Origin of the sequence: Streptomyces telluris (assembly GCF_024519335.1) — a bacterium.
In the GTDB taxonomy this organism is placed as follows: Bacteria; Actinomycetota; Actinomycetes; order Streptomycetales; family Streptomycetaceae; genus Streptomyces; species Streptomyces telluris.
The window spans coordinates 385,453-400,969 of the sequence record NZ_JANIID010000001.1; the positions used below are offsets into that span (position 1 = coordinate 385,453).

Annotated in this window: 1 protein-coding gene; it reads left to right on the forward strand. The window is 76.6% G+C overall.

The genetic code is table 11. The features are described 5' to 3' along the window. Positions 1-53 precede the first annotated feature (53 nt). Entirely contained in the window at positions 54-15,506 is a 15,453-nt protein-coding gene (locus NQU55_RS01570) for a type I polyketide synthase (RefSeq protein ID WP_256789471.1), read from the forward strand. Positions 15,507-15,517: the final 11 nt, after the last annotated feature.

Consider the following 15,517-nt stretch of genomic DNA (forward strand, 5'->3'; position numbering starts at 1 on the left):
CCCGTCCCGCACACCTGCAGCCGAATCTTTCCGCACAGAAGTGGCGACACCCGATGACCAACGATGACAAGCTGCTCGACTACCTCAAGAGGGTCACCGCGGATCTGCACCAGACCCGGCAGCGGCTGCGGGACGTGGAGAGCGGGGACGAGGAACCGGTCGCCATCGTCGGGATGAGCTGCCGCTTCCCCGGCGGCGTCAGCACGCCGGAGGAGCTCTGGCAGCTCGTCCACGACGGCACCGACGCCATCACCGACTTCCCGGAGGACCGCGGCTGGGACACCGGCTCCCTCTACGACCCGGACCCCGACGCCGCCGGCAAGAGCTATGTGCGCCGGGGCGGGTTCCTGCACGACGCGGGCGACTTCGAACCCGGCTTCTTCGGCATCAGCCCCCGCGAGGCCGTCGCCATGGACCCCCAGCAGCGCCTGCTGCTGGAGGTGTCGTGGGAGGCGCTGGAGCGGGCGGGCATCGCACCGGACTCGGTGCGCGGCGCCCAGGTCGGCGTGTTCGCCGGCACCAACGGCCAGGACTACCGCGACCTGCTCGCGAAGCTGCCGCAGGACACCGAGGCGGCCCTGGGCACCGGCAGCCTCGCCGCGGTGATCTCCGGCCGCATCTCGTACACCCTGGGCATCGAGGGGCCGTCGGTCACCATCGACACCGCCTGCTCCTCCGCCCTGGTCGCCCTGCACCTGGCGGTGCAGGCCCTGCGGCAGAAGGAGTGCTCGCTGGCCCTGGCCGGCGGCGCGACCGTCATGTCCACCCCCGGCTCCTTCGTCGCCTTCAGCCGGCAGCGGGGCCTGGCCCCCGACGGCCGCTGCAAGTCCTTCGCGGACGGCGCCGACGGCACGGGCTGGGGCGAGGGCGCCGGCATGCTGCTCCTGGAGCGGCTCTCCGACGCGCGCCGCAACGGCCACCGCGTGCTGGCCGTCGTCCGGGGCAGCGCCGTCAACCAGGACGGCGCGTCCAACGGCCTGACGGCCCCCAACGGCCCGTCCCAGCAGCGCGTCATCCGCCAGGCGCTGGCGAACGCACGGCTGTCCGCGTCCGACGTCGACGCCGTCGAGGCGCACGGCACGGGCACCACCCTGGGCGACCCGATCGAGGCCCAGGCGCTCCTGGCGACGTACGGGCAGGGCCGCCCCGGCGGACAGCCGCTGTGGCTGGGCTCGGTCAAGTCGAACATCGGGCACACCCAGGCCGCGGCCGGCGTCGCCGGCGTCATCAAGATGGTCATGGCGATGCGGCACGGGGTCCTCCCGCGCACCTTGCACGTGGACGCGCCGTCGGCCCAGGTCGACTGGTCGGCGGGCGACGTCCGGCTGCTCACCGAAACCCGGCGGTGGCCCGAGGCCGGCGGGCGTCCGCGCCGCGCCGGCATCTCCTCCTTCGGCGCGAGCGGCACCAACGCCCACACCATCATCGAGCAGGCACCGGCCGAGGAGGAGCCGGAGGAGCCGGAGGCGGCGTCCGCCGCGCCGCCCGCCGCGGCACCGGCCACGGCGTCCGGCATCGTGCCCTGGATCGTGTCCGGCCGGACGGCCGCGGCGCTGCGCGACCAGGCGGCCCGCCTCGCGGCCGTCGCCGGCCCGCTGGACCCCGTGGACGTCGGCTTCTCCCTGGCGACGACCAGGACCGCCCACCCGCACCGGGCCGTCGTCCTCGGCCGCAGCCGCGACGAGCTGCTCGGCGGCCTGACCGCGCTGGCCGACGACTCCGCCGGCGCCCTCCGGGGCCGCACAGCCAAGGGGCTGACGGCGTTCCTCTTCACCGGCCAGGGCGCCCAGCGCCCGGGCATGGGCAAGGAGCTCCACGAGGCGTTCCCCGTCTTCGCCCGTGCTTTCGACGAGGTGTGCGCCCACTTCGACGCCGGGCTGCGCGAGACCGTCTTCGGCACCGACCCCGGCCCCCTGAACCGGACGGCCCGCACCCAGGCCGCCCTCTTCGCGGTCGAGGTCGCCCTGTTCCGGCTCGTCGAATCCTGGGGGCTGCGGCCGGACTTCCTGGCCGGCCACTCGATCGGCGAGCTGGCCGCCGCCCACGCCGCGGGCGTCCTGACCCTCCCGGACGCCTGCGCCCTCGTCGCGGCCCGCGGCCGGCTGATGCAGGCCCTGCCCGAGGGCGGCGCCATGGTCGCCGTGCGGGCGGGCGAGGCCGAGGTGACCCCGCTGCTGTCCGGCCGCGTCGGCATCGCGGCCGTCAACGGTCCCGAGGCCGTCGTCGTCTCCGGGGACGAGGACGCCGTCATGGAGCTGGCCGCCCGCTTCGGGAAGACCAAGCGGCTCCCGGTCTCCCACGCCTTCCACTCCCCGCTGATGGAGCCGATGCTGGCGGAGTTCCGCGCGGTCGCCGAGAGCGTCGCGTACGCCGTGCCCGCCGTGCCCGTCGTGTCGAACGTGACCGGCCGCCTCGCCACGGACGAACTGACCTCGCCGGAGTACTGGGTCCGCCACGTCCGCGAGGCCGTCCGCTTCCACGACGGCGTCCGCGCCCTCGAAGAGGCGGGCGTCACCCGCTTCCTGGAGCTCGGCCCGGACGCGGTCCTCACCGCCATGGCGCGCGACTGCCTCGGCGAGGGGAAGTCCGCGGACGCCGTCCTCGCCTCCGCCACCCGGCGCGGCCGCCCGGAGCCGGAGACCCTGCTGACCGCGGTCGCCCAGCTGCACATCGGCGGCCACTCCCCGGACTGGGCGGCGCTCTTCGAGGGCGCCCGGCGCGTCGAGCTGCCCACCACCGCCTTCCAGCGCGAACGCTTCTGGGCCGACGTGCCCGCCTCCGCCGGCGACGTCACCTCCGCGGGCCTGGACCCGGCCGAGCACCCGCTGCTCGGCGCCACCACCATGCTCGCGGACGAGGGCGGCGCCGTCTTCACCGGCCGCGTCTCGGTCCGCACGCACCCCTGGCTCGCCGACCACGTCGTCGGGGAGGCCGTGGTGCTGCCCGGCACCGGCATGGTCGAACTGGCCGTCCGGGCGGGCGACCAGGTCGGCTGCGGCCACCTGGAGGAGCTGACCCTCGAAGCCCCGCTGGTCCTGCCCGAGCGCGACGGCGTCCGCGTGCAGGTGACCGCCGGCGCCCCCGGCCCCGCCGGCAGCCGGACCGTGAGCATCTACTCCCGCCCCGAGAACGCCCCCGCCGAGCAGCCCTGGACCCGCCACGCCACCGGCCTGCTCGGCGCCGCCCCGGTCGCCCCCGGGGAGCCCCTCACCGCCTGGCCCCCGGCCGGCGCCGAGGAGCTGGACACCACCGGCCTCTACGAGCGGCACGCCGCCTCCGGCCTGCGCTACGGCCCGGTCTTCCAGGGACTGCGGGCCGCCTGGCAGCGCGACGGCGAGGTGTTCGCCGAGGTGCGCCTGCCCGAGCAACCCGCCGCCGACGCGGCCCGCTTCGGCCTGCACCCCGCCGCCTTCGACGCCGCCCTGCACGCCCTCGCCCTCATCGGCGACGGCTCCGACGACGAGACCGCACGCCTGCCCTTCATGTTCGCCGGCGTCTCCCTGCACGCCGCGGGCGCGTCCGTGCTCCGGGTGCGGCTCACCCCGGCCGGCGCCCACGCCTTCGCCGTCGACCTCGCCGACGCGACCGGCGCGCCCGTCGCGACGGTGACCACCCTCGCCTCGCGGCCGCTGACGAACCTCAAGCACGCGCAGGACCCCGCCGCGGACGCGCTGTTCCGCCTCGGCTGGACCCCGCTGCCCCAGCAGGCCGCCCCCGCCGCCGGCACCGGCCACCGCCTCCTGGAAAGCACCCCCGGGAGCGATGCCGACGCCGTCCGCACAGCCACCCGCACGGCCCTGGAAGCGCTCCAGGACGACGACCCCCGCACCCTCGTCGTCGTCACCCGCGGAGCCGTCTCCGTCACCGGCGAGGACGTGCCGGACCTGGCCGGCGCCGCCGTCTGGGGACTCGTGCGGTCCGCACAGTCGGAGAACCCCGGCCGCTTCGTCCTGCTCGACCTCGACGCGGCCGCCGACACCGGCAGCTCCGTACAGCTCGCACTCGCCACGGACGAGCCCCAGGTGGCCGTACGGGACGGAGCGGCCCACGCGGCCAGGCTGACCGCGGCCCCGCCCGCCGCCGACGATGCCCCCGGTCTCGACCCCGACGGCACCGTGCTCCTGACCGGCGCGACCGGCGGCCTCGGCCCCGTCCTCGCCCGGCACCTGGTCACCGCCCTCGGCGCCCGCAGGCTCCTGCTGCTCAGCAGGAGCGGCGGCGCCGGGGACCTCGTCGCCGAACTCGCCGCCCTCGGCGCCCACGCCACCGCCGCCGCCTGCGACGTCGCCGACCGCGCCGCCCTCGCCGCGACCCTGGCCGGCATACCCGCCGCCCACCCGCTCACCGCCGTCGTCCACGCCGCGGGCGTCCTCGACGACGGCGTGGTCGCCTCGCTGACCCCCGAGCGCCTCGACGCCGTCCTGCGTCCCAAGGCCGACGGAGCGCTCCACCTGCACGAGCTCACCGCCGGAGCGGACCTGCGGGCCTTCGTGCTCTTCTCCTCCGTCGCCGGCGTCGTCGGCGCCCCCGGACAGGGCAACTACGCCGCCGCCAACGCCTTCCTCGACGGCCTCGCGGCCCACCGGCACGCCCGCGGCCTGCCCGCCCTCTCGCTCGCCTGGGGCCCGTGGGCGCCCACCGGCGGCATGACCAGCGGCCTGGACGCCGCCGACCGGGCCAGGATCTCCCGCGGCGGCATGGCCGAGCTCTCCGAACAGGACGGCGTGGCCCTCTTCGACCTCGCCCGCCGCACGGGGCACGCGGCGCTCGCACCCGTACGGCTCAGCCTGCCCGCGCTGCGCGCCCAGGGCGCCGCGCTCGCCCCCGTCCTCCGCTCCCTCGCCGGCCGCACCGTGCGCCGCGAGGCCGCCGCGACCCAGGGCGCCGGCCTCTCCCTCGCCGAGCGGCTCGGCGGACTCGGGGAGACCGAGCGCCTGGACGCGCTGCTGCAGCTCGTGCGCACCCAGGTCGCGGCCGTCCTCGGGCACAGCAGCCCGGAGGCCGTCGACCCCGAACGGGCCTTCCAGGACCTGGGCTTCGACTCGCTCGCCGCGATCGAACTGCGCAACGCCCTCTCCGCCGAGACCGGGCGGCGCCTGCCCTCGACGCTCGTCTTCGACTACCCCTCGTCCCAGGCGCTCGCCGCCCACCTCGCCGAGCAGGCCGCGGGCGAGCGCACAAGCGCCCGCAAGGCAGCCCGCACCACCGCGGCCGCCCGCACCGACGAGCCCATCGCCATCGTCGGCATGGCCTGCCGCTACCCCGGCGGGGTGACCTCCCCGGACGGGCTGTGGCAGCTGGTCGCCGACGGGACCGACGCCATCAGCGACTTCCCCGTCAACCGCGGCTGGGACACCGACCGCATCTACGACCCCACGGGCGAGCGCCCGGACACCACCTACGTACGGCGGGGCGGGTTCCTGCACGATGCGGGGGAGTTCGACGCGGGGTTCTTCGGGATCAGCCCGCGCGAGGCGTTGCTGATGGATCCGCAGCAGCGGTTGCTGCTGGAGGGTTCGTGGGAGGCGCTGGAGAGTGCGGGCATCGATCCGGGTTCGCTGAAGGGGAGCCGGACCGGTGTGTTCGCGGGGGTGATGTACCACGACTACTTCGGGAGTTTCGGGTCCGGGAGCATCGTCTCGGGCCGGGTGGCGTACACCCTCGGCCTTGAGGGGCCGACGCTGTCGATCGACACCGCCTGCTCGTCCTCGCTGGTCGCCCTCCACCTGGCCGTCCAGTCGCTGCGCCAGGGCGAGTCCTCGCTCGCCCTCGTCGGCGGCGTCGCCGTGATGGCCACGCCCGACACCTTCGTGGAGTTCAGCCGCCAGGGAGCGCTCGCCACCGACGCCACCTGCCGCGCCTTCGCCACCTCTGCGGGCGGCACCGTCTGGGGCGAGGGCGTCGGCGTCCTCGTCGTGGAGCGGCTCTCCGATGCGCGCCGCAACGGCCACCGCGTGCTGGCCGTGGTCCGGGGCAGTGCCGTCAACCAGGACGGCGCGTCCAACGGTCTGACGGCGCCCAACGGCCCGTCGCAGCAGCGCGTCATCCGTCAGGCGCTGGACAACGCCGGCCTGGCGACCGCGGACGTGGACGTGGTGGAGGCGCACGGCACCGGCACCACCCTCGGCGACCCCATCGAGGCCCAGGCGCTGCTCGCCACGTACGGCCAGGACCGCCCGGATGACCGGCCGCTGTGGCTCGGCTCGCTGAAGTCCAACATCGGCCACACGCAGGCCGCCGCCGGCGTCGCCGGGGTCATCAAGATGGTGCAGGCCATGCGCCACGGCGTCCTGCCCAGGACCCTGCACGTCGACGAGCCGTCGGACCAGGTCGACTGGACGGCGGGCAGCGTCGAACTGCTGACGGAGGCGCGCGAGTGGCCGCAGGCCGGCGGGCGCCCGCGCCGGGCCGGTATCTCCTCGTTCGGCATCAGCGGCACCAACGCCCACACCATCATCGAGGAAGCCCTGCCCGAGCCCGCCCCGGAGCAGCGGCCCGCAGCCGCCCCCTCCTCCGTACCGTGGCTGCTGTCCGCGAAGACCCGCGCGGCCCTGCCCGCCCAGGCCGGGCGCCTGCTGGCCCACCTGGACGCCCACCCCGAACTCGACCCCTCCGACGTCGGGTTCTCCCTGGCCACCACCCGTGCCCACTTCGCCCACCGGGCGGCGGTCACCGGCACGGACCGCGCCGCCCTGAGGGACTCCCTCGCCGCCCTGGCCGAAGGCGCCACCGCGCCCGGCCTGGCCGAGGGGATCGCCGCCGGCGGCGCCCGCCCCGTCTTCGTCTTCCCCGGCCAGGGCTCGCAGTGGCAGGGAATGGCCACCGGACTCATCGACGAGTCCCCGGTGTTCGCCGCCGCCATGAACGACTGCGCCGCGGCCTGCGCACCCTTCGTCGGCTGGGACTTCACGGCCGAGCTGCACGGGCCGCTGGACCGCGTGGACGTCGTCCAGCCGCTGCTGTGGGCGGTCATGGTCTCGCTCGCGAAGACCTGGAGCGCGTACGGGGTGCGCCCCGCGGCCGTGATCGGCCACTCCCAGGGCGAGATCGCCGCGGCCTGCGCCGCCGGCGCCCTGTCCCTGGAGGACGGCGCCCGCATCGTCACCCTGCGCAGCAAGGCGATCGCCGAGGACCTCTCCGGAGGCGGCGGCATGATGTCCGTCGCCCTGCCCGCCGACGAGGTCGCCCGGCGGCTGTCCGCGTGGGACGGGCGGCTCTCCGTCGCGGCCGTCAACGGCTCCGGATCGGTGGTGGTGTCCGGCGAGACCGGAGCCCTGGACCTCCTGCAGGCACAGCTCAAGGACGAGGGGACCCGGGTCAAACGGCTGCCGGTGGACTACGCCTCGCACTCCGCGCAGGTCGAGACCATCCGCGACCGGCTGCTCGCCGACCTGGCCGCCGTGCGGCCGCGCCCGTCCGACGTGCCCTTCTACTCCACGGTCACCGGCGGGCTCCTCGACACCACCGGGCTGGACGCCGGGTACTGGTACACCAACCTGCGGCAGACCGTGCTCTTCGAGCAGGCCACTCGGGCGGCCGTCGGCAAGGGCCACGGGCTCTTCGTCGAATCCAGCCCGCACCCCGTCCTCACCCTCGGCATCCAGGAGACCGACGACGGCGTCACCGCCCTCGGCTCGCTGCGCCGCGACGAGGGCGGCCGGGAACGGTTCACCGCCGCCCTCGCCGAGGCCCACGCCCACGGAGCGCCGGTCGACTGGACGGCCCTGTTCGACGGCGGGCGGCCGCGCCGCGTGGACCTGCCGACGTACGCGTTCGAGCACGAGCGGTTCTGGCTGGACAGCGCCTCCGGCGGCGCCGACGTCACCTCGGCCGGCCTCGCGCCGACGGACCACCCCCTGCTGAGCGCGGCGATGACGCGCGCCGACTCCGACGGCGCGGTCCTCACCGGCCGGCTGTCGGTGGGCACCCACCCCTGGCTGGCCGACCACGTGGTCGGCGGGGAGCTGCTGTTCCCCGGCACCGGCTACCTCGAACTGGCCGTGCGCGCCGGCGACCAGGTCGGCTGCGGACGCGTCACCGAGCTCACGCTGCAGGCACCCCTGGTCCTGCAGGAACACGGCGCCGTCCAGCTGCAGGTGGTCGTCGGGGAGGCCGGGGACGGATCGGTGCGGCCGGTGACCGTCTACTCCCGCGCCGAGAGCACCGAGGACGAGCTGCCGTGGACCCGCCACGCCGACGGCCTGCTGGCCCCGGCGGGCACCCCCGCCGAGCCCGAGCTCGCCGTGTGGCCGCCCGCCGGAGCCGAACAGGTCTCCCTGGACGGCGTCTACGAGCAGCTCGCCGAGGCGGGCCTGGCCTACGGGCCCGCCTTCCAGGGTCTGCGCGCCGCATGGCGCCTGGGCGAGGACGTGTACGCGGAGGTGAGCCTGGGGGAGCAGGCCGACGGCTTCGGCCTCCACCCGGCCCTGTCGGACGCCGCCCTGCACGCCGTCGGCCTCACCTCCGTCGCCGGTGACGACGCCCTCCTGCCGTTCGCCTGGTCCGACGTGCAGCTGCACGCGACCGGGGCGACGGACCTGCGCGTCCGCGTACGGCCCGCAGGAGCCGAGGGGGCGGTCTCCCTGACGCTCGCCGACGCCGCCGGTGCCCCCGTGGCGACCGTCGGCTCCCTCGCCCTGCGCCCGATCCCCGCCGAACAGCTCGCCGCGGCCGCCAAGTCGGCCCGCGCCGGGTCGCTCTACCGCGTCGACTGGATCCCCGCACCGGCCACGGCCGCCGAACCCGCCGGGGACCACGAGGTCCTGCACGCCGCGGCCGGGACGAGCGCCGAGGAGGTGCGGGAGGGCGTCGCCGGCCTCCTGGACCGGCTGCGCGAGGGCCTCGCCGGGGACGCGCCCCTGGTCGTCGTCACCGGCCCCGACCTCGCCGGGGCCGCGGCCGCCGGCCTGACGCGCTCGGCCCAGACGGAGAACCCCGGCCGCATCGTGCTCGTCGAGAACGGCGGCACGGACACACCGGACGACGACGCGCTGGCCGCCGCGCTCGCCGCGGGGGAGCCGCACGTGGCCCTTCGCGACGGCACCGTCCACGTCCCCCGGCTCGCCCGCGCCGAAGCGGCGGCCGACGACGCCCCCGCGGCGGACCTGGGCGGCGGCACCGTCCTGGTGACCGGCGCGACCGGCGCCCTGGGCGGCCTGATCGCCCGCCACCTGGTGACCGAGCGGGGCGCGCGGCACCTGCTGCTGCTCAGCCGCCGCGGCGCGGACGCCGCCCTCGTCGCCGGGCTCACCGGCCTCGGCGCGGAGGTCACCACGGCCGTCTGCGACGTCGCCGACCGCGACAGCCTCGCCGGAGTACTTGCCGGGATCCCGGCGGAACGGCCGCTGACCGCCGTGATCCACGCGGCGGGCGTGCTCGCCGACGGCGTGCTCTCCTCGCTCACGCCGGAACACCTCGACACGGTGCTCCGCCCCAAGGTGGACGCCGCCTGGCACCTGCACGAGCTCACCGCCGGACTGGACCTGCAGGCGTTCGTGCTGTTCTCCTCGGCCGCCGCCACCCTCGGCTCACCCGGCCAGGCCAACTACGCCGCCGCCAACGCCTTCCTCGACGCGCTGGCCGCCCGCCGCCGCGCCCTGGGCCTGCCCGCGCAGTCCATGGCCTGGGGCCTGTGGGCGCAGTCCGGCGGCATGACCGGCACCCTCGACGACACCGACCGCTCCCGCATCTCCCGGGGCGGCGTGGCCGCCCTGGAGAACGACGAGGGCCTCGCCCTCTTCGACGCGGCGCTGCGGGCGCAGGACCCGGCCGTGCTCCCCGTCAAGCTGGACCTCGCCGCGCTGCGCGCCCAGGGCGACGGCCTCGCGCCGCTCTTCCGCGGCCTGGTACGCGGCCGTCGGCAGGCGGCGTCCGGCGGCCCGGCCACGGGCACCGGCTCCCTGCGCGCCCGCCTCGCCGCCCTGCCGGACGCCGAGCGCGAGCCCGTCCTGGTCGACCTCGTGCGCACGCACGTCGCCGCCGTGCTCGGCCACCGGTCGGGCGACGCCGTCGAGCGCGACAAGGCCTTCCGGGAGCTGGGCTTCGACTCGCTGGCCGCCGTCGAACTGCGCAACGGGCTGAGCGCGGCCACCGGTCTGCGGCTGCCCGCGACCGTGGTCTTCGACCACCCCAGCCCCGCCGGCCTCGCCCGTCACCTGCTCGCCGAGCTCGTCGGCGGGCTCGGCGCGGCACCCGCCGAGACCGCCGCCGCGGCGGCCGACGACGAACCCGTCGCGATCATCGGAATGAGCTGCCGCTACCCCGGCGGGGTGAACTCGCCCGAGGACCTGTGGCGGCTGATCGCCGGGGAGACTGACGCCGTCGGAGAGTTCCCCGCCGACCGCGGCTGGGACCTGGAGGCGCTCTACGACCCGACCCTCGACCGCGAGGGCACCAGCTACGCCCGGCACGGCGGGTTCTTGCACGACGCGGGCGACTTCGACGCCGCCTTCTTCGGCATGGACCCCGAAGAGGCGCTCGTCACCGACCCCCAGCAGCGGCTGCTCCTGGAGACGTCCTGGGAGGCCCTCGAACGGGCCGCCATCGACCCGGCCGGGCTGCGCGGGAGCCAGACCGGCGTGTTCGCCGGCGTCATGTACCACGACTACTTCGGCAGCTTCGGCTCCGGCAGCGTCGTCTCGGGCCGCGTCGCCTACACGCTCGGCCTGGAGGGGCCGACGCTGTCGGTGGACACCGCCTGCTCCTCGTCGCTCGTCGCCCTGCACCTCGCGGTGCAGTCCCTGCGCCGGGGCGAGTGCACGCTCGCCCTCGCCGGCGGCGTCACGGTGATGGCGACCCCCGGGACCTTCGTCGAGTTCAGCCGTCAGCGCGGCCTGTCGCGCGACGGCCGCTGCCGGCCCTTCGCCGACGCCGCCAACGGCACGGGCTTCAGCGAGGGCGCGGGCGTCCTCCTCCTCGAACGGCTCTCCGACGCCCGCCGCAACGGGCACCGGGTCCTCGCGGTCGTCCGCGGCACCGCGGTCAACCAGGACGGCGCCTCCAACGGCATCACCGCCCCCAACGGCCCCGCCCAGCAGCGCGTCATCCGCCGGGCCCTGGCCGCCGCGGGCGTCTCGGGCGCCGACGTCGACGTCGTCGAGGCGCACGGCACCGGCACCACGCTCGGCGACCCCATCGAGGCCCAGGCCCTGATCGCCACCTACGGCAAGGAGCACACCGGCGACCGCCCGCTGTGGCTGGGCTCGGTCAAGTCCAACCTCGGGCACACCCAGGCCGCGGCCGGCGTCGCCGGCGTGATCAAGATGGTCCAGGCCCTCCGCAACGAGGTCCTGCCCCGGACCCTGCACGTCGACGAACCCTCCCGGCACGTCGACTGGTCGGGCGGCACCGTCCGGCTCCTCACCGAGGCCCGGGAGTGGCCGGAGTACGGACGCCCGCGCCGCGCCGGCGTCTCCTCCTTCGGCATCAGCGGCACCAACGCGCACGTGGTCCTCGAAGCCGCCCCGGCGGACGCCGAACCCGCGCCGGAGCCGCGGACCGCGCCGCTCCCGGCCGTACCGTGGCTGCTGTCCGGCCACGACCAGGACGCCCTGCGCGCCCAGGCCGGACGGCTGCTGTCCCACCTGGCGGACCGGGACGACCTCGACCCGCACCACGTCGCCGGAGCCCTCGCCGGCGCGCGGACCGCGCTCACCCACCGCGCGGCCGTCACCGGCGGCGACCGCGGGGAACTCCTGCGCGGCCTGCGCGCACTGGCCGCCGGAACCTCCTCGCCGGCCGTGGTCACCGGCACGGCGACGGACGGCAAACTCGCCTTCCTCTTCTCCGGCCAGGGCTCGCAGCTCGCCGGCATGGGCCTGGAACTCGCCGCGGCCTTCCCGGCCTTCGACCGCGCCCTCGACGAGGCCTGCGGCCACCTCGACCCGCTGCTGGACCGGCCCCTGCGCGACGTCCTGTCCTCCGCGGAGCTGCTGGAGCGGACCGAGTACACCCAGCCCGCCCTGTTCGCCGTCGAGGTCGCCCTCTTCCGGCTGCTGGAGTCCTGGGGCGTCCGGCCGGACCTGCTGGCCGGCCACTCCGTCGGCGAGTTCGCCGCCGCCCACGTCGCGGGCGTCTGGTCCCTGGCCGACGCGGCGACCCTGGTCGCCGCCCGCGGCAGGCTCATGCAGGCCTTGCCCGCCGGCGGCACCATGGCCGCCGTCAAGGCCGCCGAGGACGCGGTCGCGCCCCTGCTGACCGGCGACGTCAGCATCGCGGCCGTCAACGGCCCGGACTCCGTCGTGCTCTCGGGCCCGGCGGAGGAGGTCCGCGCGATCGCGGCCCGCTTCGAGCGGACCCGGGAACTCGCCGTGAGCCACGCCTTCCACTCGCCCCTCATGGAACCGATGCTCGACGCCTTCCGCGAGATCGCCGAGGGCATCGCCTTCCACCCGCCCCGCATCCCCTTCGTCTCCGCCCTCACCGGCGCCCGGGCCACGCAGGACGAGCTGTGCTCGCCCGCATACTGGGTGCGCCACGCCCGCTCGGCGGTGCGCTTCGCCGACGCCGTGCGCGCCCTTGAGGACGCGGGCGCGCGGCGCTTCGCCGAGATCGGTCCCGGCGGGGTGCTGACCGCGCTGGCCGCCGAGTGCCTGACCGGCGACGCCGCCCTGATCCCCCTGCTGCGCAAGGACCGGGACGAGCCCGCAGCGGTCGCCGCCGCGCTCGGCGCGCTCCACGCCCACGGCGGCACGGTGGACTGGGCGCGGCTGCTGCCGGACGGGCGCGGCGTCGACCTGCCCACGTACGCCTTCCAGCGCCGCCGCTACTGGATGGCGAGCGACGCCCCCGGCCTCCGCGCGGCCGCCGACCACCCGCTGCTCGGCACCGCCGTGGAACTGGCCGGCGCCGACGGGCTGCTGTTCACCGGCAGCCTCTCCCTGCAGAGCCACCCGTGGCTCGCCGACCACGCCGTCGGCGGCACGGTGCTGCTCCCCGGCACGGCGTTCGTGGAGATGGCACTGGCCGCCGGGGCGCGCGCCGGATGCGGCACCGTCGAGGAGCTGACGATCGCCGAGCCCCTCGTCCTGCCCGGCAACGGCACCGTGCGCCTGCAGTGCACCGTGAGCGAACCGGACGCCTCCGGAGACCGGGCCTTCCGGGTCTGGTCCGCGGCCGCCGCGGGCGACCCGTGGACCACGCACGCCACCGGCCTCCTCAAGGCCGGGGCCACCCCCGCCGCGGCCGCGCCGGAGGCCTGGCCGCCCGCCGCCGAACCGCTCGACCTGGACGGCGTGTACGAGCGGCTGGCCGGACTCGGCGCCTCCTACGGGCCGCGGTTCCAGGGCCTGCGCGCCGCCTGGCGGCGCGGCGACGAGATCTTCGCCGAGATCGGACTTCCCGTGGAGTCCGACGCGTTCGCCCTGCACCCGGCACTGTTCGACGCCGCGCTGCACGCGATCGGGCTGCGGGAGGGCGCCGCCGAGCGCATGACGCTGCCGTTCGCCTGGACCGGCGTCGAGCTGCACGCCGTGGGAGCGACCGCACTGCGCGTGCGGATCACCGGCAACGGTCCCGGTTCCGTACGGATCGAGGCCACGGACGGGCTGGGCGTACCGGTGCTCTCCGTGCGGTCGCTGACGCTGCGCGAGGTCTCCGCCGACCGCCTCGCCTCCGCCGCCGCAGGCAGGAGCGACACGCTGTTCGCCGTGGAGTGGGTCAAGGCGCCCGGCGACGACGCGGCCTCCGGCACCGGCCGCTGGGCCGTGCTCGACGACGGGCGGGGGATCGCCGGGGCCCTCGAAGGGGAGGTCGCGGCCGTCCACGCGGTCGCGGACCTCGACGAGGCCGCGGCACACCTGCCCGCCCCGGCCGGCGTGCTCGTCCTGCCGTACACCGGCGGCGACGGCCCGCAGGCCGTCCGCTCCGGCACGGCCGGCCTGCTCGGCCGGCTCCGGGCCTGGCTCGCCGACCCGCGGTTCGAGGCCTCGACCCTGGCCGTCGTGACCGGCGGGGCCGTCAGCACCGACGGCGAGGACGTCACCGACCTGGCCGCAGCCGCCGCCTGGGGCCTGCTGCGGTCCGCGCAGTCCGAACACCCCGGCCGCATCGTCCTGATCGACCTCGACGCGCACGCCGGACCCGACGCGTACCGGCTGTTGCCCGCGGCCGTCGCGACCGGCGAACCCCAGCTCGCCCTGCGCTCGGGCGTCCTCAGCGCACCGCGGCTCACCCGGGCCGCGCGTTCCGCCGCGCGCTCCGCCGACTGGCACGGGACCGTGCTCGTCACCGGCGGGACCGGCGCCCTCGGCCGCCTCGTGGCACGCCACCTGGTCACCGCACACCGTGTGCCGAAGCTGCTGCTGACCAGCAGGCGCGGCCCGGACGCCCCCGGGGCGGCCGAGCTCCGCGCCGAACTCACCGCCCTGGGCGCCGAGGTCACCGTCGCAGCCTGCGACGCAGCCGACCGGGACGCCCTGGAGCGGCTCCTGGCCGAGCACCCGGTGACCGGCGTCGTCCACGCCGCCGGCGTCCTCGACGACGGCGTGATCGACTCCCTGACGCCGGAGCGCCTCGACACCGTGCTCCGCCCCAAGGCGGACGCCGCCCGGCACCTCCACGAACTCACCAAGGACCGGCCGCTGTCGGCGTTCGTCCTCTTCTCCTCGGCCGCCGGCCTGCTCGGCAGCCCCGGACAGGCGAGCTACGCCGCGGCCAACTCCTTCCTCGACGCCCTGGCCGCGCACCGCAGGGCGGCCGGCCTGCCGGCCACCTCCCTGGCCTGGGGCGCCTGGTCCGGCGGCGGGGGCATGGCCGACCGCCTCGGCGACGCCGACACCCGGCGCCTCGCCCAGGCGGGCGTGGCCGGCCTCGGCGAGGACGAGGCCCTGGCCCTGTTCGACGCGGCGTCCGGCCACGAGGAGACCGTGCTGATGCCCGCCCGGCTCGACACGGCCGCCATGGCCCGCTCCGGCCGCATCCCGCCCCTGCTGCGCGGCCTCGTCCGGCCGTCCCGGAGCGTCATCCGGGCCGCGTCGACGGCGTCCGCCGCGCTCCGCAACCGGCTGGCCGGGCTGCCCGAGGAGGAGCGCACCCCGCTGCTCCTGGACGTGGTCGGCGAACAGGCCGCCGCAGTGCTGGGGATCACCGCGATCGAGCCGGACCGCGCGTTCGGCGAGCTGGGCTTCGACTCGCTGACCGCGGTCGAGTTCCGCAACGGCCTCAACGAGACGACCGGCCTGCGGCTCCCGGCCACGCTGATCTTCGACTACCCGAGCCCGCAGGTGCTGGCGGACCACCTGGCCGCCGAACTGGCCCCGGCCGAGCGGTCCGCCGCCGGCACCGAGGGGGGTGAGGAAGCGGCCGTCCGCCGCGCCCTCGCGCAACTTCCCCTGGCCGCACTGCGCGACGCGGGCCTGCTCGACGGCCTGCTGGAGCTGGCCGGGGTCCGGCCGGAGCCCGGCGCGGACCAGGAGGACGGGAGCGGCGCGTCGATCGACGCCATGGACGCGGAGAGCCTGATCAGCCTGGCTCTCGAAGGCACGGCCGGGGACGACGACGCCCTGTGACAAGGAGTGGG